15 protein-coding genes and 1 pseudogene are annotated in these 25,945 nt (G+C 48.3%); all 16 read right to left on the reverse strand.

Translation table 11 applies throughout. From position 1 onward, the window contains the following. Positions 1-2: 2 nt before the first annotated feature. The 16 genes and pseudogenes from CGC65_RS19250 to purM all read right to left on the reverse strand — a co-directional run bounded on the left by CGC65_RS19250 (position 3) and on the right by purM (position 25,863). Positions 3-6,221 (reverse strand): InlB B-repeat-containing protein, encoded by a 6,219-nt coding sequence (locus CGC65_RS19250; RefSeq protein ID WP_002565022.1) that lies wholly within the window; start codon positions 6,219-6,221, stop codon positions 3-5. Between the two features lie 21 nt (positions 6,222-6,242). Further along, positions 6,243-7,880, reverse strand: coding sequence for a PspC-like choline-binding domain-containing protein (locus tag CGC65_RS19255; protein WP_002572699.1), 1,638 nt, complete (start codon positions 7,878-7,880; stop codon positions 6,243-6,245). Between the two features lie 68 nt (positions 7,881-7,948). Continuing rightward, the gene (locus CGC65_RS19260) at positions 7,949-8,815 is read right to left on the reverse strand and encodes a 3D domain-containing protein (protein WP_002565024.1); all 867 of its coding nucleotides are present in this window, start codon (positions 8,813-8,815) and stop codon (positions 7,949-7,951) included. Between the two features lie 18 nt (positions 8,816-8,833). Then, entirely contained in the window at positions 8,834-9,298 is a 465-nt protein-coding gene (locus CGC65_RS31855; RefSeq protein WP_227177646.1) for a transglutaminase domain-containing protein, read from the reverse strand. A gap of 562 nt (positions 9,299-9,860) precedes the next feature. Continuing rightward, positions 9,861-10,789 (reverse strand): annotated as a pseudogene (locus tag CGC65_RS19270) (tyrosine-type recombinase/integrase). Positions 10,790-11,389: 600 nt separating this feature from the next. Then, entirely contained in the window at positions 11,390-13,393 is a 2,004-nt protein-coding gene (locus CGC65_RS19275) for a doubled motif LPXTG anchor domain-containing protein (RefSeq protein WP_007037084.1), read from the reverse strand. A gap of 155 nt (positions 13,394-13,548) precedes the next feature. After that, positions 13,549-14,220: a hypothetical protein gene (locus tag CGC65_RS31860; protein ID WP_007037085.1), complete on the reverse strand. Its 672-nt coding sequence runs from the start codon at positions 14,218-14,220 to the stop codon at positions 13,549-13,551. Between the two features lie 448 nt (positions 14,221-14,668). Beyond that, the gene (locus tag CGC65_RS19285; protein ID WP_002565028.1) at positions 14,669-15,958 is read right to left on the reverse strand and encodes an AfsR/SARP family transcriptional regulator; all 1,290 of its coding nucleotides are present in this window, start codon (positions 15,956-15,958) and stop codon (positions 14,669-14,671) included. Positions 15,959-16,268: 310 nt separating this feature from the next. Next, positions 16,269-16,784, reverse strand: coding sequence for a CbrC family protein (locus CGC65_RS19290; protein WP_002565029.1), 516 nt, complete (start codon positions 16,782-16,784; stop codon positions 16,269-16,271). A gap of 317 nt (positions 16,785-17,101) precedes the next feature. Then, positions 17,102-18,916 carry an aryl-sulfate sulfotransferase gene (locus CGC65_RS19295; RefSeq protein ID WP_002565030.1) on the reverse strand — a complete coding sequence of 605 codons (1,815 nt, stop codon included), beginning with the start codon at positions 18,914-18,916 and terminating at the stop codon, positions 17,102-17,104. A 33-nt stretch (positions 18,917-18,949) separates the two neighbouring features. After that, entirely contained in the window at positions 18,950-20,122 is a 1,173-nt protein-coding gene (locus tag CGC65_RS19300) for an NAD(P)/FAD-dependent oxidoreductase (RefSeq protein WP_002578294.1), read from the reverse strand. A gap of 72 nt (positions 20,123-20,194) precedes the next feature. Then, positions 20,195-21,655 carry a Na+/H+ antiporter NhaC family protein gene (locus CGC65_RS19305; RefSeq protein WP_002578293.1) on the reverse strand — a complete coding sequence of 487 codons (1,461 nt, stop codon included), beginning with the start codon at positions 21,653-21,655 and terminating at the stop codon, positions 20,195-20,197. A gap of 566 nt (positions 21,656-22,221) precedes the next feature. Further along, complete coding sequence (locus CGC65_RS19310) at positions 22,222-22,695, reverse strand: DUF4624 family lipoprotein (protein WP_002565033.1); 474 nt, start codon at positions 22,693-22,695, stop codon at positions 22,222-22,224. 202 nt (positions 22,696-22,897) lie between these two features. Continuing rightward, positions 22,898-24,184 carry a phosphoribosylamine--glycine ligase gene (purD, locus tag CGC65_RS19315; RefSeq protein ID WP_002565034.1) on the reverse strand — a complete coding sequence of 429 codons (1,287 nt, stop codon included), beginning with the start codon at positions 24,182-24,184 and terminating at the stop codon, positions 22,898-22,900. A gap of 60 nt (positions 24,185-24,244) precedes the next feature. Further along, positions 24,245-24,835, reverse strand: a complete 591-nt coding sequence (purN, locus tag CGC65_RS19320; RefSeq protein WP_002565035.1) for a phosphoribosylglycinamide formyltransferase — start codon at positions 24,833-24,835, stop codon at positions 24,245-24,247. Continuing rightward, positions 24,829-25,863 carry a phosphoribosylformylglycinamidine cyclo-ligase gene (gene purM, locus CGC65_RS19325; RefSeq protein WP_002565036.1) on the reverse strand — a complete coding sequence of 345 codons (1,035 nt, stop codon included), beginning with the start codon at positions 25,861-25,863 and terminating at the stop codon, positions 24,829-24,831. Before purM ends, purN begins: the two co-directional genes overlap by 7 nt. Positions 25,864-25,945: the final 82 nt, after the last annotated feature.

A 25,945-nucleotide genomic window follows, 5' to 3' on the forward strand; every position in this document is an offset into this window, starting at 1 on the left:
TCCTACTGAATCCATGCACCGTCGGCGTCTGTCTGGTATCCGTCCGGTGTTATTTCGTTTTTATACATAGAACCTAAGGGGCGTCCTGTACCTCCCCCATAGATCCATTGCTGTTTTGCGGGGTCATAGGCATATACGCCTGCCCCCACCGGGGAGAAATAATACCATTTTCCGTCTATCTTCCTCCACCCCTGGGCCATCACGCCGTTCAACGGATCCAGATAATACCAGTTGCCGTCTCTTGTATCCAGTCTCCAGCCTGTAACCATCTTTCCATAAGGAGATTCCTTCTCTGTATTGCAGTAATACCATTTTCCTGCCTTATCACAGATCCAGCCGCTCTGCATGATTCCCTTATCGTCAAAGTAATACCAGCCGCTGTCTCCTGATCGGCTTCCTTCCGGGTATTTCAGCCTGGCCCACATGCCGCTCAGGCTTGTGCCTCCGTTGAGAACAAAACTCAGCTGTCTCTCCCCGGACGGACCCGTGCTTTCCACCCAGTTACCGTTGGTTCCTATGAGGTAACTCTCCGGCGCAGTTCCGGCAAAAGGCGCCTGTTTGCTTCCGCCTCCGCCTCCGCCGCCGCCCTTGCTTCCGCCTTTGTTGCCGCCTTTCTGCTGGTCGTCATAGTGGTCATAACGGTTGTCTAACAGTTCCTTGTATGGTTCTGTCTTGTCCTTCAGTTCAAAAAGCGCCTCCTCCAGCTGGTCAATGGTAGCCTTGGGTTCCTCGCGGTCCAGTACTTCTAATGCCGCTTCAATGTATTCCTTCAGCTTCTTACTCTCACCAAGCTTCAGGAAATGGTCATCGCTTATGCCGATGGCCTCACGGATAGCCTCTTCCAGCTCCCTGCGGGTGTTGTCCACCTCTTTTTCATTATCGTCATAGTACGCATATATATATGTCTTGCGGGTTATGCTGCGGTCCGGTTCAAACTCCCTGTAACGGTCCTGGCGGTAGCTCCAGCCCACGTAGCTGTACTCTGCCCCTGCCGGGCTGATAAAATAGTCGAGCTGTTCCTCAATCCCCGCATACTCGGTCTCATAATAGGAATCAAGAGGGGATTCTTCTTTGCGCACCTTGAACCAGTACCGGTAGATATCCGGAGCCGTATTGTTCAGGAAATACAGCCGGTAAGCACGGTTATACACCATCACATACCTGCTTCCCTCTGTGGCCGTGAACGTGAACAGGCCGCCTGTCTCTTCCGGCTCGTAGTCCATGGGTACAAGGCTTACCGCTATTCCCGTGTCATCGTCCTCTTCGATTTCATACAGCTGGTAATCCATCATGTCCACATCGCGCTTCCCCAGCTGTACATAGGTGTTAAAAGATGCCTCCGACGCACTTGCACGGTTGACTTTCCTGCCGTTCACATATCTCTCAATGGATACGTCCAGTCCCCAGGCCGCCTTATAGGCTGCTTCATGGTCCGTATCGTAGTCGCCTCCCATCTTGATGGCATTGGATTCGGAAGCGCGTACATTGTTCTTTCTGTAAACCACCTTATAGGTCACGTCCGCATGGTTCACGTCCATCAGCTCCCGGTCCGCGTCCGTGGTCAGTTCGTCCTCCAGAACCGGTACCTCGTCCGGATCCAGGGCCAGCTCCTCACGGCTGCCGCCCCGGACTTCATCCACCACAACAGCGTTGCTGGGGGTTGCCGCCCGTTCATATACCGCTGTCAGCACCAAGTTGGTGTCCGGCATGGCAAAGCTGGCTTCCCTGGAGTTAATCTTGGTATCCATTCCATCCACCGCTCCGATGGTGAACTTCCAGTGTAAGAAAGGGCGGCCCTCGTCATTGGTTGGTTCCGCTTTGATTTTCACCCAATCGCCTTTGTGGGCCTCCTCGTAACGGTCCGCGCCCACTTCTATATCACCTGCGCTCACCACCTCACCGTAAATTGTCTGGATGATGTAGTTCGGAAGTTCCAGATCCCCTCCCGGGTCCGTAGTGATAATACTTCCATTTTCCTCGCAGCTCTCCGCCGTGATGGTATTCTGGCCTTTTGGCCGGGCCACCACCGTATACTCCCTGTTGTAATCCAGTCCGCCAAAGCTTACGCTTCCCGGGTTTCCGGACACACTCTGCCATCCGCCCGCGCCGGTTTGGGGCGTCGCCACCACATGTCCGTCGCTGTCTAATACCGCGTAGTCGGAGGCCGTGTCCGCGGGCCGTATAATCAACTCTGTCTTGCCCTCGTCTTCCTCGTCATAGAGAATCTTATAATTGGTATCCACCACCGGCGTCAGTACCTCTGCACCGTCACTGAGGGTACCCTGCACATCCCCTATCATGTCTCCGGTCCCCACCCCGGTCTGTCCGGTGGCCTCATATACCACATAGCGCATGCCGGGATACAGGTTGTCAAATACAGTGCGGCTGGTGAGGATGTTGCCCTTGTTCACTGCCAGTACCTTTCCGTCCAGGTCCGTAAGTATATATTTATAACCCTGTGTGGTTCCGAATACCGTAATGCGGCCCTTTCCCTGGCCGTTAAGTCCTGCCGCCGGTTCGGGCTCCGCTACCTCCGTGCCGAAGATAGCTGGATCCGGATAGAACTGGATGGTATAAGTCTGGCCGTTCACCAGGTCCGTATCATCATCCACAAGCTCTCCCTGTACATACCAGTCATCCACCAGGTAGTTCACCTCCGGCGTGTACTCCGGAAGGCTTGCCTCAATGTCTCCCCACTTCTTATCGAATGTAGTGCGCAGGGTAAGAGGCTGCCCTGCATTGATAGAACCGTGGCTGCCCGCCTCAAAATTAATATGAATCCAGGCATCCGGATTTTCCTCAAAATGGGCGGTTATGACTGCCGCTGCCGTAAACCGGTAATCCTGAGGCAGGAGTGTCTCCCCATTGTTCAGGACCCCGTCCCCGTCTGTATCAACAAACCATCCGCCAAAGCGGTAATAATTATTCTCCGGCTGCGGTACCGGCATAAGCCGTTTTTCCTTGATGGTTTCCAGGGTATAGGAGTTCTCATGCCCCGGGGATACGCCATCGTCCAACAGCACGCTGGCCTTGAACCTTCCGCCCGACAGGGCCTGCACATCCTGGGATACTCCGCTTCCGCCCTGCAGGGTTCCGTTAACGCCAGGCTTATAAGTAATATCCGCCCACTTAGATGGAATCCTGTCATGCCTATACGTAATTGTGGCGTCATCGTTGGGCATGATTCCCGCCCATCCGCTGTCATCAAACTGTATCTGTGTACCGGCAGGCCGGACCGTATGGGATTCCAGGCTGTAACCATACTGCTCCAGATAGTCGCCCTCCACACTGCTGTCCGCCTCGAAAGGGCCTGATACTTCAGGAGGGATGATATCTTTTAAGCTGCTGTCAGCCGTTCCGTTATCCTCATATTTAACAGTTATCCCATATCCCTCGATGGTTGATTCATACAGGTAGACAAGACGCACCGGCTGGTTGGGCATGATACCGTTAAACGTAAAGCTGTCATCAAACTCTCCTCTCACACCATTCACCAGTCCGTCCGCCAATTCACCCGCCTCTTCTCCCAGGTCAAACCGGTAGCCGGTACACTGGTAGCCGTAAACCTGCGCCGGCTGTGCACTGATCTCATTCTCCGGATAATACAGTTCAGACTGCGCAGTGGATACCGTGGTACCGTTATTGGTCTGATGCAGTACCTCAAATAGGGATCTGGCGCTTGTATCCCCATACCGTACTTTGTAACCGTACCGTATGGTCGCATCCTGTCCCGGCATCTTTCCGCTGAATGTACCCGTACCGTTAAACTGGCCGATGGGAACAGATGTGCCGCTGAAATTGTATTCAGACGGAGTGGTGCTGGAATCCTCCTGGCTCCAGGAATACCCCCTGACCGCCCTTTTCTCTTCCAGAAGCGGCTGCTCCACACTGTAGGCGCCTTCCAGAGTGTTGGAAGCGAACATAATATCGCCCGATGCATTAGAGTGCTCTACCGTATAGTTAAACTTTATACTTGGGTCCGCCTCAAATATGGCATAGTAGGTTACAGGTGTCTCCGGGTACACCGGCGGCAGGCTGCTTATGAACTGGGGGTGCTCCCAGTCATTTACCGCACTCCATCCCTTGAATATGTAACCATACCGTGTTGTAGTGGGAAGCAGTGAAGTGACCGGATTGCCTGCTGTTCCCACCAGTGTCTCCGGTTCCGGTGTTCCTCCGTTGCTGTTGAATATAATCTGTGATCCGATTTTGCGGTATTCATAGTTGACTGCCACATCCTGGTTCGGCATGGTTCCGGTAACCCGGCCAAAGTCCGCCCCGGGTGTCAGGTTAGCCGTAAGTGTGGGAGGCGTCCCCTGCTCTATGACCACACCGGCCAGCTCGTATCCTGTAATGGCCGGTCCCGGCGCAAGATCCACCGATTCTCCGGAAGCTTTTGAGACGGTGGGAATAGGGGTGACTCCGGGGATTGAACCGCCCGTATCAGCGTCCCTAACAGTAAAGCTGATCTGAAGGCCGTTTCGTTTGATTACGGCGTTTCTGTCATTTCCCGTGCCGGCGCCTGTCAGATTCTTAGTGCCCACCGTCACATATACCCCTGTACCGTCCGTTTTTGCCTGATCCGCAAAGAAATTGTCCGCAAAGGGACTTGGAGCTGTATCCACACCGCTTCCCGACAAAGGAACGGCAATTTTTATCTCCTGGCCGGCCAGCGTGGATATTCCCCCCGGCGACGCGTCAGGCTGCCTGGCCGTTGTAACACCAATCCTTGAGGTGTTCAGGTCACCTGTTACCGTGATGGTCCTCCCCTCTGCCAGATACACATTGGCCTTAGCGCCTGAGGGGGTTGTATTACTCTCTATCATCACATCATTCAGTACGTTGAATCTTCCTGTGCTGTCAAAGTAAACAGCACCCTTGCCTTCCGAGACATTTCCGGATATCGTTCCGTAGTTCATGGAAAGAGCCGCACTGCCTGTTATATTGACGGCACTTCCCTTGCTTGTGTTGTCTCCGTGGCAATTACGAAGGTCCGCCCCACTGTTTATTTCCACTCTGCCGGATCCGGCAGATACCAGCGGTTCACTGCTCACACTGCCATTTCCATCCAGGACAAGATCCGTCAGCTTCAGAGTTGCTCCCGATACCTTAAAAATAGGCTCGTTAAAAGAACCGGCTCGTTTTAGTGTCTTAATATAATCTGAATTCTCATTGGTGGGATTGCCGTTTCTGTCATAATCCGTGCTTGCTATGGTAATATCCCTGCCTGAACCTGACACCTCGATAGGGGATGTGATGTCCGGGTAATCCATGATATAGATATATCCCTTTTTATTCCCTATCTTCTCCAAAGCATATTCTATGGTTTTAAAAGGGCTGCTGTACGTGCCATCAGCGGCCGTTGAATCCACTCCGGATTCCGATACATAGTACGATGTATCCCTGATTGCAAAGGCGACACGCTTATGTACGATTTCATACGGATGGAGCTGGAAATGCCAGGAATACGCCATACCGGAGTCTTGTCCGCTTAAGGAATCCCCTCCGTCTTCATTGAACACATTGCTTCCCCAATTGCTGTAGCGTCCAATCCATCTAGTGGTCGGAGGCGTAACGCCAAGGCTACTGTCATTGGTAATACAGTCAAAGGTAGTTTTCACATGCTGGTTCACCATGTGGAAACCGCGGTTGTTCTTATAGACCGTGGCATAGTCGTCTTCCTGGCTGCCGCCTATCATGACATCCGTACCTGTTCCCAGTTTCACGGACCTGCCTTCGGTTCCTCCCCGTCCGGTCTTGTCATACACATAATAATCCACAAATATATATTTGTTATCCGGGCTTGGTGACAGGGCGATTTTAAATTCAATGCCCATACTGCTTATATCTTCCACCGCGCCGTTGGCACTTCCATTGGCCTTATACTTGGTACCGTTTTCCACCTGAATGTAGGTGGCATACCCCTGCCAGCTATATGTAGTCTTAATTCCGCTTTGGCTGTATCCCGTCTGTCCGGCCTGTAATCCGCACAAATCGAAACGGTATGTGCTGTTGGTGGGATTTTCCCCGGTTCCGTTTCTCGGTGTAATCCATGCGTAGGCCGTTCCCTCGCTGGCTCCATTTCCAAGGTTTTCATCGGGCAGCTCTGTGGAGGCATATGCGACCACAGCCATCTGTGACGACCATAATCCCGCAGTCAGACACACCGTTAAAATCAGGGAAACAATACGTTTCCATATATGATATAATTCTTTACTCATTGCTCACATTGTCTCCTCACATTAAAAGTTCAGACATTCTTCCTCCGGCAGTCCGTCCAGTAAAGGTTCCGTATTGCTGCCGGCGATCAGACCTCCAGCATATTTATTTTCTCTGTTGTCAGAATCATAATGGTAGAATCCGGTCCCCTCTTCTCCCTTATACCATCTCGGCTTAAACTCATCGTCCACCCTGGCCGCGAACCGGCCGTTAATGATAACCAGCCATCCGCCGTCTTTATCCTTCACAACCTTCTTATTGCCGGTGACGGTCTTTCCGTTGGTATCGACCACCCGGTAGGTATCTTCACTGTCCCGGACCACGCCGTACCCATATTCCTCATCCGCCTCCAGCCGGAGTCCGTTTATATAATAGGAATCTTTTACCCGTTTGAGACGGTTTCTGTTCCCATAGGCGACACCATCACTTTTAAAACCAAAGGTATGCACTCCATCATCCAGTTCCACCTTCAATTCACTGCCGGTCTGCATGGAACCGTCATTCAGTTCGTCCGGCGAAAAGAAGTAGAGGTCCGCCTTCTCTATACCATATATATTCCCTTCTATGAAATCCTCCGACGACCATGCATCCATATCATACTGGGCTACGAATGTGCTACGGGTATCAAAGAGCACAAACCCCGTCTGCATCCTGCCAAGTCCGTCAAATGCATAATACCGGCCATTCACATTTTTTATCTTATTCTGAAAAATCTTTCCATTTTGGTCCGTGCGCCACCAACTGTACTCCCCATCATCATAGTCATCCTGTATCAGATTGTCCGATGGATACATCCAAAGCCATGAGTCCCTCAGAAGGCTTCCGCCGTCATACCCCGCAAAGAATTTGGCGGGCACATCGCTGGTGGGATTGCTTTTATCCGCATTGCTGACACTTGCCACCTTGGTCCACCAGGGAAGCATGATTCCATACTCATCAAAGCCGTATGTGCTGCCGTTTATATTTTTTTGTATCAGCCGGTCTCCATTGCTTTTCACCTTTTTGGAACGGTTGTTAAAATACAGCCACACCTGGTCATATTCATCGTAATCCCTGCCGCTGATATCACTGTTCAAATCCTCCAGTCCACTTAACTCCAGCTGCGAATAATCCAACCAGCTCTCAGTCTTTAAGGCACCGTCTTTATCCGCATAGTACACGCCTTCCTCCAACGGGTTTTCATCCTCATCCAACGGCCTCCCATCTTCATCAAACCATCCGGTCAGCATGCGGCCGCTTTCATCAAATATGTAGCTCCTGCCATCCACACTCCGTTTAAAAGAAGATGTGGTATCTCGGTATGCCTTACCGTTAGCGCCAAAATAATACCATCCGGCCTCATGGCCCTTCTCATCCCCCTCCTCCACCAGAACCCACATATTTTCAGCCCGCGCTCCATCATCAAACACATAATAAAGGCTGTTCCCCTGGTCAATAAAACAATTCCTCAGCATAAGCCCCTGGTCGCCCAGATAGAACCAGGAATCTCTTGACTGTCTCCACGTATTTTGCAGCGGCTCATCGTTTTCATCTAAATAGCTCCACTCCCCATCTTCGCTCATCCATCCCTCAACCGCATAGGCGGTCACTGGATGAAGCTTAGTCAGTGCAAAAGCTGTAACGACCAGAGTGCTGGCAATGAGCGTTATTCTCTTTTTCATCATCCTACTGTCCTTCCAATCCTTATTTGAAATATATATTTATTTTAAACCCTTTGTTATGGGTTGCTTTACCCCTCTAAATACACATACTTTTCTTTTCTTCCGTATCGTACCGCCTCTTCATGGGAATCAAAAAAGATGTCCAGCCGCATTCCCTCTACCGCTTTTCCAGTATCCTCCACTGTGTAAACCACATCATCAATTACAATCCTCGTACCAAGCGGTATCACAGACGGGTCTGCGGCAACGGTATGGGATGCCCTGGGCACGGTTTCCGATTTCGTCAGCCTTTCCTCCTTTTCCCCGCAGCATATTGTACAGCTGCAGTATCCTGTAACCTGAAACTCTCCCAGATAATAGGGACTCTCCTCAGGCAACTCGGAATGTCTGTATATGGCGCATTTCTTCCGGCCGAACCGCTTTGCTTCCTCATAGCTGTCAAAATATATCCGCAGTTTTTCTTTGGCGTCTTCATCCACCTTATCCTCAATCACATAGGTATCTCCGTCAATCAGTACCGTGTCCCCTATTTTAAAGACAGACAGTATGCCTGCCGCTGTATGGTGTTCCACCGGAACTCCCCCGGAATACGTCATGTCACTTTCATCCGAACTGTAGGCCGCCACCTCCCAATCCCCCAGGTATTCAAACTCCGTCTGGTGTTCCGTCTGGCGTTCACTCTGGGTTGATTCCCGGTTCGATATAATCTCCAGCCGTTCTACCGCATATGGATTATCAACGGTCCCGGTTCCTTCCAGGTCCGGCTGCATCTGTTCAGCACCCGCTGTGGACAGCTGGGAAAATAAAATCCAGGCCACCAATCCAATCAGGCCGCATCCAAAGATAACCGGCCTGAGAAATTTCCTCATCATATTATGCCTTCGGCAGGATCTGCGGAATTCCGTCATCCTGTATCCATGAATGTTATCTGTCATCCTCCTGTCCCCCGAGTATCACAAATTATTATGCATGGAGTCCATATCCATATCTTTTTGTGTTATAAATTTCCATCTGGTGCCTCCCAAACTTTTGTCCCAAGTAATGTCACAGTATCTCCACTCCCCATCAAGCCAGGTTCTGTTCCATGCATGATCTCCGGCATATACAGGCTCACAAATCAGTCCCGCATTCCTGCACAGCATAAGATAAGCAGACACGTATCCCCAGCACACAGCATTACCGTTCATAACCGCATCATAGATGGTCCGGTTCTTCAGTGTCTGGTCATAGGAAACATTATCATAGACCCAATCATAAAAATACTCAGCCTTCTCCCGATCTCCCAATGTGCTGCATTTCTGCACCACCTCAGAAAGCCTGTCCTGAACCTGACTGTGTTCTGATACCGCCCGAGCCGGATTCCCGCATGACACATAAATGACGAACTTCCCATTTTCATCAAATGAGTATAATGTCACCTCTTCTTTTCCCAAATATATGTACCTGTAATAATATCTGCCAAAGGAAAAGGCTTCCTCCTGAGAGTCAAAAACAATATCAGTTTTTATAAAACTGCCGTTTTCTCTTCCTCCTTCGAGTGCATCCAGCACATCTTCCCCAAGGCATTCAAATTCTGGATACTGGCTGCACATTTGGCTGGAAAGCTGCCCAGCAACGTCAACCTGGCCAGCGGAGGATTCTGTTTGCTGCATTGCAAACAAATTTTTTGCAAAACAGATGTTCATGATAAATACAAAAACAAATAAAAAGCAAATAGAACTAAATTGCTTGATTTCTCATCCCTCCCGTCCTGTTTTTACAACTAAATATTTCTTTTGTTGTAACTAAAAAAGGGGGAGGGGATGGTAAAACGGGATATTTACTGACTATAGGAAATTTTAAGAGAATTAATTCTGAAGTTTGAGAGAAAGATAAATAACAAAAAATGTGAAAATAATACCAAGTTGGTTTAATTTGTTACCCAGCTTACTTTTTATATCCTTTTTTATCGAAATTTTTTTAAAATTATGTAGAATTTTGTCAACAAATGTAGTATACTTTTTTTAAATCTTTCAGGAATATCCTAAAGTACAACAAAAGAAATATTCTGTTGTATCATACAGCAGCAATTTCATTTTTTCCAACTGTATTCTGTGCTGGCTTCCGCTTTCCTTTGTATAAATTCTGGTGGTATTAATATCCCTGTGTCCCAGGATATCCGCTAATTTTGACAGATTTTTTTCTATTTCATAGTATGTCCTTGCAAAAAGGTGTCTCAGATTGTGGGGAAATATCTTTTCAGCCTTAACATTGGCCTCTATGCCAAGCGCTTTCATTTCCCTCCATATATTACTCCGATCCAACGGCTTACCGTTTTTCGTTACAAAAATCATACCTGAACTAATATTATTTTTTTGCGCATAAGAATGAAGGAGCGAACATAGCTGTCTTGTTAACAGCACAGTCCTTATCCTGCCCTTGCACTCAATTTCAGCCTGGCCTTTATGAATAGCTGCCACCGTGATAAACGACAATTCTGATACGCGGATCCCGCTCGCGCAGATAGTCTCCAGCACAAGGGCCAGCCGTTCATTCCCATTGTCAAAAGCAGTTTTTACCAGCCTCTTATATTCGTCCTTTGTCAATTCCTTTCTCTCAGGATAAAAAGAACTTTTGCTGATTTTTAAAAATTTACTTTCACAGCCATCCCATCCACAATATTTAAAGAAACCATTGAGTGCAGCTATGACACAGTTAATGGTAACTGGGGTGATATGTTCCCTCAGGTTTGCTTTCCATAAAAGTACCATCTCCTTTGTAACCGGCTCTTCTCCGATAAATTCTTTAAATTGTTTTAAATAATGCCTGTATTTCTTTACTGTTTCCATGCTTCTTTCACAACTTTCCAGCCATTGACCAAACGCTTCTATCTTCTGGTAAGTTATGAGCCTTTCACCTTTTCTTTTCATTCTAGCCTCCTGAAATTACGTGAAATGATATAGTTTGCTCAGACGGCAAAAAACATCCTATATCCCCTTTGAGATATTGGACTTTTTGCTTATTATTAGACTTTTTCAAAAAATATCATAAAGCTTGTTTTGAATTATAGTCTAATTTGTAATTATATACGATTTATAAATCTTTTAATATTATATTTTTATTAATTTTCACAGCGCTGGTCCGGCAATCTCCTGTTAGTTTCATTTTCCGCCTGATAGCCACTGTACATTGCGGTTTTTATTCTCATTTTCGCATCATTCCACAAACAACATCACCCAGAATTTTAAGCCGGCGGAGCCGGTAAGACATTTCCATGAATTCTGCTTTATGATTCATTTCATCAACTGCCCCTGCGAGATTTACATATAATACCGTATAAAAGACAAAAGCAAAATTTCTTTTCTCGAATTGCCTGGCAATACTTCACGTATACATATTTACTGTTTAGAAATATAGTGTCATTCCATTAAAAATCCTGTAAAGGCTGACAGTCTTTACAGGATTTCCATATTCCATGTTTTATTTTCTAAAAGCTACTTCCAAAATTAAATTTTGCACTGCTTATCCATTTATTTTTCATTGTCATCCCCTCTTTTTCTGCCAAGGAAGCCATACAGGCCAAGCATAAGTCCTGACATCAGACATACCCACTGTGCCATTGGATTCTGCCCTGTCTTGGGAAGAGGCGCCAACGGAACTTCTCCCGGTTCAATGGTAACTCCTTCGGGAAGAGGCGCTAAGGGAACTGCTTCCGGTTCAATGGTAACACCAGGTCCGTTGGTATCCGGTGTCGCGCGATGCCCGCCCGGGGTGGTACCACCTCCGCCTCCACCACTGGTGCCTCCGCCGGATGGGGGAGTTGGCGGGGTGGGAGGGGTAGGGGGAGTCGGAGGGGTCGGAGGGGTGGTGTTTTCTGGTACTAAAGTAATTGCAGCATAGTATCCACAATTGTAACCCTGATATGCATTTCCCATTCTGGGATGGAAAAACATTCCCAGAGTAAAGTCACAGCTTTCCCCGCTGGATAATCCATCGCCGAGTGTATCTGCGAAACTTGCATCCGCGCTCTGCCATTCGCTGGTATCATGATCCCTAAACAGTGCAAGGGGTGTATCATATCCGGTTCTCTCACCAAATGTCACACCAAATAGTTCCTTATAAAAAGTGTCATATAAAAGGCCTCCAAGCTCCGGTTCCACCTCATAAAGCCGCGCTTCAAGTTTACTTTTTGATGTGAAAATATTAGCGAAGTCAAAGTAGGGATAAGTACCGTCATACTTAGCTGCTACTTCATCAATTGTACCGCTTAAATCAAATGTGCCGTTATTACCCACACTTTCCATTGATAAATTGCCAAATACAGTACTTAAATCATCTGTGTGATAGTAATTCTTATAATAATCCGTTAAAGGATAATCGCCATCATAACCTTTTTCATATAAGACATCGTAAATAGTCAGCATGTCTTCAAAACTTATTTTTGTTTTGCCAAACAGCTCTTTTATTGCATTGTTTTGAACCCGGTATGCTCCATAAGTACGGTCAATTATCTGTCCGTCAAATCCTTTGATCGTCACATCCATTCCTGAAAAGGATGTGTCAACATTTGATTCCGGCGTTTGAACCGATAGGCTGTTTGCCTCATATAAATACTTTATTTTTGAATTATTAGTCAGGTTTAAATTTAAATTAAATTTATACGTTGGCATGACTCCATCGTCCGCCCCAAATTTGCGCATTGCTTCCATAAAAGCGTCACTCAACACAAATGTAAGTGGTCCCTCTGCATCTTCTGCGATTGCAGCATCTACGGTAAGATCATACCCACCCTGCACTTTATTCAAAGTACTATTTGTTGTATCAATTACTATATATTCTGAATTATTTCTATACTCAAATGTGCTTGTAGATGATAAATATGATGTTGGCACATATCTATGTCCGAATTCGTTGCCATCCGGATATGCTATTGCAAATACCGAAAAATGGCTGGTTTCAAATGCAACCGTCCCCTCTCCTTCATTTACATCACATTTTATATCATTAACTTTTAGATCATTTTCCTGATCCTCAAGGTGAAACACGTTAATTTTATCTGATTCTACAGATCGCTCATTTGAAACTGATTCTGGAATATCCAGGCCGGAAAATGAAACCTTTACATTACATCCCGGTTGAACCGGCTGTCCATTATCATCCTCCAGAGTTATGTCAAATACCCTTACTTCAACCGACCCGTAACCATCCGCTGCACATTTTCCTTTAATAACAGAACTGGTATCTTCATCATCAATAGCAATTGCAGATAACGATTTTACCGAAGCGTCAAATTCACCATCCAATGGCTCCACTGAAATTGTAATTCCGTCAATCTCTGCCATAAATGCTGCTGTATCAGAAACCGTCTCCTCTGTTTCGAGAAGTTCAACCTCAATATCCAGATTCTCCTCAATATCCGTTACTACATACGTTGCCATACCGGCCAGCCCGCTGTCTTCCTCCGTATCCTCTTCTGCTTCAGCAGCCAGCTCGTATCCATTGGCTGTTACAATCTGAATCGCATAACCATCCACAGGTTTAACCGTGAAAGATAGCTCCTCACCTTCCTGTATTAAGGTTTCACCCTCAACCTCAGCTGCACCCTCCGGATTTACCGTATAGGTGATTGTAAATTCCTTCTCTTTTTCCTCTTTGTCTGCCAGGTCTCCAGCTGCCGCCCCGCCAGCTGCTACACCACCTGTTTCTCCATTGACGTTTTCTTCTCCTTCGACTCCAGGATCTTCTGCGCCTTCCCCTTTGTTTCCGGTTCCTTCTCCGCTCTCGCCTCCGGCGGTCTCTCCGCCTTCCCCTTCACTTCCGGTTCCTTCTCCGCTCTCGCCTCCGGCGTTTTCTCCGCCTTCCCCTTCGCTTCCGGTTCCTTCTCCGCTCTCGCCTCCGGCGTTTTCTCCGCCTTCCCCTTCGCTTCCGGTTCCTTCTCCGCTCTCGCCTCCGGCGGTCTCTCCGCCTTCTCCTTCGCTTCCGGTTCCTTCTCCGCTCTCGCCTCCGGCGTTTTCTCCGCCCTCTCCTTCGCTTCCGGTTCCTTCTCCGCTCTCGCCTCCGGCGGTCTCTCCGCCTTCCCCTTCGCTTCCGGTTCCTTCTCCGCTCCCGTTACCACTTGAGCTATCGCTTCCACCTGTGCTGTCGCTTCCGCCGGAACTGTCGCTTCCGCCGGAACTGCCGCTTCCATCGGAACTGCCGCTTCCATCGGAACTGTCGCTTCCACTGGAACTGTGGCTTCCGCTGGAACTGTGGCTTCCACCGGAACTACTGCTTCCACCTGTGCTATCGCTTCCACCGGAGCTATCGCTTCCTCCCAAGCTGTCACTCCCGCTTCCTCCCGTGCTATTGCTTCCGCCTTCACTGGTAATCTCCTGAGCCAGAGACACGTTCAAACATGTGCCGACATTAGAAAAAGCAAGCACGATGGCTGTCAGCAGCGCCGCATGGCGTGAATGCTTTTTCATAACATTTTTCTTTATCATAACCAGTACCTCCTGATATTTACAAATACAACCCTTTACTCAACTCATGGTAATATAATATAGGAGAGGGTATTTCAAAAAGCATTTCAAAGAAACACCTTTTCGTGTCTATTTTCAGCTTTTTCCAATATGTGACTGAAATGTAACCAAAAGGGAACCTTTTTCAAGATTCCCTTGCTATTTCTATATGCACAGAATGACCGCCCAAGCAAAAATCTGCCTGTCCATTTTACACAGACACGCACGGTGCTTATACCAATGTATTCCACGCTGTTTCCAAAGCCACCGACATCATATCCCCAAAGGACTCCTGCCGCTTCTGCGCGGTCATGGCCTTCTCCTTACAGTTTTTTCACGCCTGTTATCTTCTTTTCCTTTTTCTGTCCCCGGACACCAATCCTTCAGATTCACGTTTTCTATATGCAGACTTACCTTTTGCCCATACCTTCTGCGCATCCCGGATACAATACGGTTTTCAACAATGCGGCATTTATCTTCCCGCAGTTCGTTTGCCAGAATCAGAATCTGATCTGGTCCGTACTTTGTATAAACGTCTCCTCTGCGAAGGGTACTGTGGACCACTTCACACAGAGCGTCCTCATACTCCTGAAGCTTCCCGCCATCCTCTACCGGACAATCTTTCCCGTCCCGGACCGTGCATACAATCAGAAATCCCCTGCGTTTCCCCCGCTCCACGGACCGGATAACCATACGGAAGCAGTCAACAAATCCCGGATAAGTACAATAATACGATCCGGCCGACCACTCCCTTTCCTCAAGATTCCCCCTGATCTCTTTCAGACCGCCATTCACATGCTCTATCTGGCTGCCAATCTGTTTGAAATATGCCAGCACGTGATCCGGGGGAATGCTGCCGGTCTCGTCAAGCAGCGTTTGTGTTACATAATCATATGTCTTTAATGCATCTCCATACCGCTTTAACGCCAACAAAGCTCCGATCTTTTGCTCCGCCCACTCTGCCAGGGGATAGGCCGCAGTTGCAGCATCGCACAGCCTCACAATCTTCTGATGGTCCCGATGGTTCTTCATCAGGCGGCAGGCTTCCCTCACGCCTTTGAAATAAATATCCTGGTAATGGCTCCGAAGAGATTCCGCCCACACCTCGCCGGACAGAACAGGAAGGAATTCTCCGCCGTAAAGACGGCAGGCCTGTTCCAGAAGCAGCTGACGTGCAGCTTCATCTTCTGTTTCCATAGCCCGGTTATAATAATCTTCCATGAGAGCGGCGTCTATCTGGAGTTCAAGTTCTCCCCCCACTCTCCCCATTTTCAAATAATATGTATTTTTTTCGACCACCACATATTCTCCCGAAGGCAGAACAGACTGGGAAAGTATTTTTCTCAGACGTGTTGTTGTAATCCTAAGCGCGTTTGCAGCATCCGTACTTCTTCTGTCATAAAGAAAATCCTGAAGCTTTACGCGGCTGATTCCATTTTCTCCAGCCCATATCAGGAGCAGGAAAAGCTGCATCACCTTTCCCTTAACCGACATCGGCAGCTCCCACGGCTCTCCATTATAAAGTATCTCCAGTGTTCCCAGCGTCCGGGCATATAATGTATTCCTGACCGCCAGGTTATTTTTGTTTATCTCATTCATCTATGGTACCGCCTTTTAGCGTCTATTTTTCCAATTATAACCATTATACAGGAAAACCATTTCAAAAAGCATTTCAAACTTACATTATTCTGAATTTATTTATGTCTAAAGCCCATTTCCCGGAGTAGGAATGGTCAATTTTCAATTTAATCCTATACGCTTCCAGACCCATAAACTTCAGGAATACAAATTGGTGGAGCCGGACCTTTAAGTGAAAGAAGAGTTCGCAGTACGCAAAAAACGGAAAAGAATCTGCAATAAGATAATTTCCCGTTTTTATGTTATCTATTTTGATATCCACCGAAACTATTCAGTCAGCATCTACCCACAAATGATATGTTCCACAGTGCAGACACCGAAATAGATATCCGGCCAAGCTGCCGCTCTTTTCCAAATACTCCCGTGCATTGTCAAACTCATCACGGGCATCGTATTCGGCAAAAACCTCATCCGCGATGCCCATCCGCTCTAACTCTTCTGTTCCAACATCACCGATAAATGCACAATAATCATTACAACAAGCCAGCCAGTATTCACCCTGCCAGCTTGCATATCCCGGAGTCCGCTTAAACAATTCCTCTGTTTTTTGAGGGTCGGAAACCAAGCCGCTTTCCGCATCCTGAATAAAATCACCCCTCAATTTTTCTGCCGCTTTCCCGTCTGATATACACTCCAGGCAGATACAATGAATATCATCTATACAATACATAGTACTACAGTATTCATTCACTTCTTTTCCACAACACTGACAGATGCCGTTTTCATGTACAATAATATCGTTATCATATACGTTGGGGTGATACTTAAACACAATCTTCTTTTCCATATCATTACTTCCTCGTAACATATAAATAAACGCTGCTATAACTTCCGATTCAGGTAAATTATACCACATAGCAGTCCAAAAGAACATAACGGAATCCATTGCCAAATAACGGATTAAACATGCACGAAAAAGCAGGCCTTCCCATGCGCCGCCCAATGCTGTGCATGCTGAAATAAATATGCGGCCCGCCGGGAATAAGCGGACCGCATAGCATATCTATATATAACTCTGTTCAGACACATCCGCATCCATGGGATTGTTGTGGACGTGGCCGAATATATTGCATTCTGGTTTTTCTAACACTGCTTACGGCAGGTTCAGGCTTTTTCCAATGGGCGGTCCAGGATATCACACAGATCGTCATAATCCATCTCGCCGTTAAACCTCAGTACTTCCTTTCCATTCCGGAATATGACTACGACCGGGATACCTCCCACATTGTAGGTGTCCACCAGCTCCTGGTTTGCATCCACATCCACATAACGGATTTCGTATGCCCCGTCATATTCTTCCTTCAGGGCCTCTTCCAGCACAGGGTGCAGGGCCTTACAGTGAACGCAGCGCTCTGCGCCGAACAGTACCAGGACCGGTTTATCCTCCACTGCCAGGACCTCATCCTTCCAGCTGGCCGCGCCGGCGGGATGGAATACCTGCGTATCCACTTCAAAGACCTTTTCCCTCTGTGACAGGTCTTCCTCATCATCCGTTGCCACACAGAGCGCCACATCCTGATAATACGGCAAAGTCCCCTCAACGTCAATCACCGTTTTTGCCCCAAACGCGCCCGCGCCCGGAACACGGTAGGTCACATTGTCAATGCGCTCAATCGGTACCTCTGCCGGAACCGGCTCCTGCGGCACATAACTGTAGGGGTAACGGTAGGCCCTGTAAATCATATTGTTCCTGGGCCCCTTTTCATTGTGCGTGTAATACGGCGAAATCCACTCCCAAACAATCTCATGGTCCGGCGTTACCTCAATGAGTCTGCCGTCTGAGCCTTCGGTTACCAGGGTATTGCCGTTGGGCAGGCGCTGTGCGCTGCTGACATAGGGGCTGTAGAATTTGCTGGCGTCCGTGGGAATCGCATGGCCCAGCTCCTTGGGAGTCAGTTTCCATACCACTTCCAATGTAACAGGATTGAACTCCAGCACACGGCTGTAATCCCTCAATGCATTTTTGATGCCGATTGGAGAAGATGGGTTGGGGGTCCCGTAGCCGCCCCAGCCGCCGTTATCAAAGACCATCAGGTTGCCTTCGCCCGGCAGACCCTTGGGAATCATGTGGAAATGATGCTGTCCGATAATCCATCCCAGCTTCTTAAGCTCCGGCGCTGCATTAAAATCAGGTCCGATCCGCCATACAATCTTTCCGGTTTCCTTATCCAGGATTGCCAGGATATTGGCTTCCCGGCAGTCAAAGATTATGTTGTCCGGCTTAAAACGCATATCTCCCTGGTCATACCATTTATTGGGTCCCAGATAGCTCATGCAGTTCACATGCAGGTAATCGCCCACACCTCCGTCCGATGCGCGCAGGTTGGGGTCGCGGAACAGCACGTTCTTGGCGGCCTCGTCAAATCCCAGTTCGTCAAAATGCTCGCTGATGGACCATTTCCATAGGATATTTCCATCCCAGTCCACTTCAATCATGGCGTCATCCAGCAGTTTTTTATCGGAAATCTTGGGATTGTGGATGGTCTGGTGGACCAGGATCAGGGTGTTGCCTGAAAGTGGCTTTGCATCCATTCCGGGTACGTAATAACCAACCGGGTTGCCCTCCCTCTGGTAATCATGATGCTGGCGCGCCATCCATCTGTGGTCCCTGCCAGGGTCGTCGATATTTTCAAAATGGTCAAATTCCCATACAATATTGCCGTCATAGTCAATCTCAATCAGGTTGACCCCGTCCTGCATGCCATAGTCAGGATGGCGGTATCCGGAAAGACCCATCACATATCCGCCGGGAAGAAGCTTTGGCGGCATGGCGTGCATATTCCAGCGCCTTACCTCGTTGCCGTTCATGTCAAACAATAACACGCCATCATTGATTAACGGAACAATCGTATAACCGCTCCAGCATTTTTCAGGGTTGTAAACAGTGACTCCGTGTGGAAAAACAAGTGGCTGTCCCATAATTCATATCCTCCATTTAATTATTATTATTTGTTAAAAAGCCTGTTTGATTTCAACCAGCTTTCCGTTATCGTAAAATGCCCCCGCAACCGTCCGTTCCAGCTTCAGGCTGTTGTAGAGCAGGCTCTGCCTTGTGACGTCCTGCCTGTATACCCTCCACTGTCCGCTTAACTCCTGTTCCAGCCGGGCGGTCTTCTCAATCTCCTCATTGCTGTACGGGTTGTAGAATAAAAATACGGTCCTGCCCGAATCCGGCCCCAGGATTTCCTGTATCTGTTCCAGTTCCTTTACATAGCGCTCCGATGCAACTGCCGCCACCGCGCCGTCTGCCGCCGAGGTAACTACCTGACGCAGGAATGTCTGGGTACAATCGCCCGCCGCATAAAGTCCCGGAACATTGGTCTCCATTTTCTCATTGACCTTAATGTAACCGGCCTTGTCGCAGTCCACCATGTCCTTCACCAGTCCGGTCTGGGGCACCATACCTACGAACAGGAACAGGCCGTCAGCCTTCACCTCTGTTTCCCGGCCCGTGTCAACATTCTTTAATACCAGGGATTCCACATGGTCGCTTCCCTTGATTTCCTGTACCGTGGAACTCCACACAAAATCAATTTTCGGGTTCTTATAGGCATGCTCGGCCGCAACCTCGTTACAGTCCAGATGTCCTTCCTCATGAAGCACTACAATGGTCACCTTGGATGCAAAGCCGGTCAGATAATCCGATTCCTCAATGGCCTGGTCGCCGGCTCCCAGCACATAGATTTCCTTTCCCTTGAAGAATTCCGCATCGCAGGTCGCACAGTAAGCAACCCCATGCCCGGTAAATTCCTTCTCGCCCTTGATATTGAGTTCCCTGGGCCTGGTGCCCAGATCCAGGATGACGCTGCGTGCCATGAAATCCCCCCGCCGCTTTGTCTCCACAATGAATGTATCGTCCTCTTTCCGGACCCCTGTCACGGTAGTGCGCTTAAGTTCTACCGTGGGATGGCCGGCCGCGTGTTCCCTGAACAGTTCCATCAGGTGCTGCCCGCTGTCCGCTTTCGTTCCCGGATAATTCCTGATTTCATACGTATCATTAATCCTTCCGCCATAGCTGCCCTTTTCCAGCAGCAGTGTCCTGCGCTCGGAACGTCCGGCATAAATGGCTGCTGACAGTCCTGCCGGTCCGCCGCCAACAATAATAAGATCATATACTGAGTCCATAAACAACTCTCCTTTCTATCATAAAACACGATTTTGGTTCACATTATTTTCTGGTTCATATCATTCTCTGCTTCAGCTCCCCCTTACCGGGGAAATCTCCTGTGCCTTTTGATGTCCGCCCTTTCCAGCCCTTTCTCCCAAAACCACCCAGATTACACAGATTCCCGTAAGGAACAGGCAGTAAAATGCCGCACTGAAAATCTGGAATGGGGATACCGTTGGAAGATAGCTATGCTTTTGCACCATCTCATTGATAATTGTCACGCTGCCCATGACAAATGCACTGTTGATAGGAATAATAGCGCTGAAGTTGGTGGCATTCGCTGTCAGGAGAATGCTCCTGCGTTCCGGGGATATGCCGCTTTCCTGCCCAATCCGGTCCGCCATGCCGCCGAACATCAGGATAGACGGCAGCACACAGCCTGCCAGAAGTATATTGGTAATGACGATTCCTGCTGTCAGTACGGTCTCAGAGCCGCGTGTGGTTCCCATGATATTCCTGCGTAAAAGCCAGTTACAGCACCGTTCCATCACCCCCCCATCCACAGCCACTGCAATCAGCCCATACAGCAGGATGGTGGAAACCACCACATCCAGCATTCCGCTGATTCCCTCAAAGATAACTCCCTTGAGCCCCAAAGTGCCATAGTCAATGGCCACGATGTCGGAAGGGGCAAGAACCCCTGTCAGAAGTCCCACTGCGAATCCTGACACAATTGCAAAGGACAATCCCATAAACAGATTTCCGGTCCTGAAACAGACAAGCAGCAGCACTGCCAGCGGAACCAGCATCCAAAGTCCCTGGGGGGAGGACATGGCTGATATCTGGGAAATATCCCCCATGGCACCTCCGCGTCCGCCAAAAATCAGATAAACCACCATGGCTGCCCCGCCAGCCGCCAGGATATAGGGGGTTCTCATCCTCAGAGTCTTCAACAGGTCTGCGGGCTGTCCCGTCACGCCGTCATGCTGTATCATCACCGTTGTATTGATGACCTGTGAACTTGGGGAGATTGCATCCCCAAAGAAAATACCGCTGATTAAGGCCCCTGCCAGCATGGCCGGATTGGCTCCCAGCAGGATTCCCGGCGGATAGAAAATCGGTATCACTGCAAACATGGCTGCAATCGGTGCACCTGCCCCCATGGAAATCATGGCTGACGCCAGGAAACTGAATACCACGAATCCGCTTCTTGAAATACCAAGTTTGAGGCTGAGCCAGATAAACCCGTCCCCAATCCCTCCTGTATTCATCAGCTTGGAAAAAATGCCGATGACCATAAAAACAAATATCAGCCTGGAATTGCCATACTGGGCCAGACCATGGACCACGCTGTCCCAATATCTGTCCTTCTCCCTGCATAGGAAAAAGCCTGCAAAGAGGGAGACCGCCGCTGCAAAGGACAGGCCCTTCATGGAATAATAGTGAAGTCCAACTGAAAATGTCCCGCCGATCAGTATATATCCCACTAACGGCAGCATGGCAAACGCCTGGTTACCATAAAATGTAAGTTTCGTTTCCTCAGTCTTCATATTCGTTCCACCAATCCCTCCCTTAAGATAGTTAAAATTATAACAGGTTTTTTTCGTGGGATGTGTTGGAGCTCCAACACTTATGAAAATTTTATAATTTATTATCGTTTTTTTAACATAGCAGAGTCATTAGTACGTATATCATTGGGAATTGGTTCGTCAATCTCATGTCAATACTGCTATTATATGTTCTTTCATTTGTTTTTAATTGTGCATAATTAACCACTATTTTTTATAAAAAAAAGAGCCCCCACATCCGGCCGGATGCTTGGAAGCCCTTTCCATATCAGGTTTGCTCATCTTTTTATCAGTTGTTTGTCTATTTTTCAACGTTCCAGACAAAAGGAAACAATAGGAAGTGGAGCCGCCGGACTGCAAACGGCACGCGAAGTGCGCACACAGAACAGTGATATTTGCTACCCCTTCGTTGGCCAAATGGATTGGCCCAGATGGATTGACCCAAATGGACTTGCCCGAATGACTTGGCCCTATGACCGCCCTATGGGACCTTAGAATACCTCCGTTTCAAATACCGATTTGTCCAACTCCCCACGCAAGCCGGACATTTATTTTGAAGGTCTTGATTTCTCCTGAACCAACTCACTTTCAAAAGTAACGTTTACAACAGCATGATTTATTTTCGTTCCAGTAAACCGCACATCGTACTCTTTCTCTTTTTGTAGATTATTGAGCGAAACTGTGATGGTATCACCACTTACTTTTTCATCCCATGTATTGCTCCATAAAACTTCATCTGCATTTCTATCTTTTATTTCCACAATACCCCTTTCACCATCCATCTGAAAATAGACCTCTGCGTCCAAAGTTTCTATATCCTCAGACACACAAAATAAGCGTCCATTCTCAAACGGATCTGAATTACTGTAATTTGCATTCATTTCCATTTCAAGAACGGTTTTTTGTGTTTCCTCAGTATCTGATACATTTGATTGATTAGCGCTGGCTTTTTGACACGCGAACAAGCTGACAACACTAATAATGCCAACTAAAAAAAATAGCAATTTTTTTGTGCTAAACATTTCTTTACCTCCCTTACAAACATGGATTTATATAAATTATAACACATAGCAACCCAAAAGAACATAACGGTACCTTCTGTGCATATGTATAATCCTGTCCCATGCTCCATCCCCATTCAAGCAATCTTAAACAGACATGGGCAAAACAACTTCCAGATAAAAGAAAATCCCCTGGTCTGCTGCCCAAACCAGGGGATGTCATCTACATCACAACTCCAACCTCATCAATCGCCTTACCAATATCATGCCTCATATACTTATTCCCAAATTCCACCCACTCCGTTGCCTTATAAGCATTTTCCCTGGCTTCCTTCAGAGTATTTCCTTTTGCTGTAACCCCCAGCACCCTTCCGCCGTTGGTCACTATATTCCCGTCCTTATCGAACCTGCTTCCGGCGTGGAATACATAATACCCGTCCTGTCCGTCAAACCGGTCCAGGCCGTCTATCTTATATCCTTTATCATAATGCTCCGGGTATCCGTCTGATGCCAGAACCACACATACGGCTGCATTGTCCTCAAATTCCAGCTCTATCTGGTCCAGGGTTCCGTCCACGCAGGCCTCGAACACATCCACAATATCATTCTTCATCCTGGGCAGCACTACCTGGGTCTCCGGATCTCCAAACCTGGCATTGTACTCCAGCACCTTGGGGCCGTTTTCCGTCAGCATCAGACCAAAGAAAATGATTCCTTTAAATTCCCTGCCCTCTGCCTTCATGGCGTCTACGGTTGGCTGGTACACATACTTTCTGCAGAATGCATCCACCTCATCCGTATAGAATGGGCTGGGTGAAAATGTTCCCATTCCCCCTGTGTTCAGTCCCTGGTCCCCATCCTTAGCCCTCTTGTGGTCCTGGGCTGAAGTCATGATTTTAATCGTCTTTCCATCCACAAAGGAGAGTACGGATACCTCCCGTCCTGTCATGAACTCCTCAATCACAATCCTGTCACCAGCAGAGCCAAACTGTTTATCCAGCATCAGGGTCTTGACGCCTTCCTTTGCCTCCTCCCTGGTGCTGCAGATAAGAACGCCCTTCCCCAGCGCCAGACCGTCTGCTTTCAGCACGATAGGCATGGGAGCCGTCTCCAGGTATGCAAGGGCTGCTTCCGGAGAATCAAAGGTCTCATAAGCGGCAGAAGGGATGTTGTACTTCTTCATCAAATCCTTGGAAAATGCCTTGGAAGCTTCCAGTATGGCAGCATTTTTCCTGGGGCCGAACACACGGATGCCCGCATTTTCAAATGCGTCCACAGCACCGGCTGCCAGCGGGTCATCCGGTCCTACGACCACTAAATCAATGGCCTGCTCTCCGGCAAATGCGACCAGCTTCTCAAAGTCCATGACACCGATATCAACGCATTCAGCCACCTTGGCAATGCCCGCATTGCCGGGAGCGCAGTATAACTTCTCCACCTTCGGGCTCTGTGATATCTTCCATGCAATTGCATGTTCACGACCGCCGCCGCCTACTATCAATACTTTCATGACGTTCCTCCTTATTTTGAAAACATGGCACACATGGCGTGCGCTACTGTCAAAGAGATGTTACTGCCCATTGGCAATCATGTTGATTGCTTTAGGAAGGATTACCCACTCTGCCTGCTCCATAACCCTTCTTTGCAGGATTTCCGGGGTATCCCCTTCCTCCACTTCCACTGCCTTTTGGAGGATAATGGGGCCGGTATCCATGCCCCCGTCCACATAGTGGACCGTAGCCCCTGTCACCTTCACTCCTCTGGCCAGGGCTGCCTCATGAACCTTAAGTCCATAGTAACCCACACCGCAGAAAGAGGGAATCAGGGATGGATGGATATTGATGATACGCCCTTTATACTTCTCAGTCATGGCCGCCGGAATCATCACCAGGAATCCGGCCAGTACAATCAAATCCAAATCATATTCATCTATTTTGGCAAGAAATGCCTGGTTGAACGCGTCCCTGGTGGGAAACTGTTTTGGAGAAATGCAGACAGCCCGGATCCCATGCTTTCTGGCTCTCTCCAGAGCATAGGCTCCCGGATTATTGCTGATGACCACAGATACCTCTGCATTGGTAATATCACCATGATCCACGGCGTCCAAAATTGCCTGAAGATTGGTTCCGCCTCCGGATACCAGTACGCCCACTCTTAGCATAAGGATACACCCTTCTCTCCTTTTTCAATGGAGCCCACTACATAAGGAGCTTCGCCCGCCGCCTTCATGGCTTCCATGGTTTTCTCCACATCAGCAGGATTAACGGCCACTATCATACCCAATCCCATATTATAGGTATTATACATCATCTGCTCTTCAATCCGCCCTTTTTCAGCCAGCAGCTTGAATACTGGAGGAACGGGATAGCTGTCCTTTCTGATGACAGCCTTCACGCCGTCTTTTAACATACGCGGAATATTCTCATAGAAGCCGCCGCCGGTGATGTGGCTGCACGCCTTTACGGTAACGCCTGCTTCCTTTACGTTTCTCAGGGCCTTCACATAAATCCTGGTGGGGGCAATCAACGCCTCGCCCAGGGTAGTCCCCAGCTCATCATAATATGTATTCAGGCCTTCCTTTGTCAGCTCCTTCTCAAATACCTTGCGCACCAGTGAAAAACCATTGCTGTGTACACCGGAAGAGGCCATTCCAATCAGAACATCTCCTGCACACAGGTTTTCGCCTGTAATCAGGTCCTTCTTATCAACAATACCAACTGAGAATCCTGCCAGGTCGTACTCATCCTCCGGATAAAAGCCCGGCATCTCTGCTGTTTCTCCGCCAATCAGGGCAGAGCCGGACTGCCTGCATCCCTCAGCCACGCCTTTTACAATTGTAGCGATTTTCTCCGGAACATTCTTTCCGCAGGCAATATAATCCAGGAAGAACAGAGGCTCACCGCCAGCGCAGGCCACGTCGTTGACACACATGGCCACACAGTCGATTCCCACCGTGTCATGCTTATCCATCAGGAATGCCAGTTTCAGCTTGGTTCCCACGCCGTCCGTACCGGACAGCAGAGTAGGCTCCTCCATCCCTTTGAACGCGGACATGGAAAATGCTCCTGAAAATCCGCCCAGGCCGCCTAATACCTCAGGGCGCATGGTTCCCTTTACATATTCCTTCATCAGTTCCACTGATTTATAGCCTGCCTCAATATCAACTCCGGCCTTCTTGTAATCCATCATGGTTTCTATCCTCTCTTATCTGCTATTTCATTTGATTTCCCTTTAAAATTTCCTTTTATTTCCCTTTTATATTTAGCTGGAT

The sequence above is a fragment of the Enterocloster bolteae genome, assembly GCF_002234575.2.
GTDB classification, from domain to species: domain Bacteria; phylum Bacillota; class Clostridia; order Lachnospirales; family Lachnospiraceae; genus Enterocloster; species Enterocloster bolteae.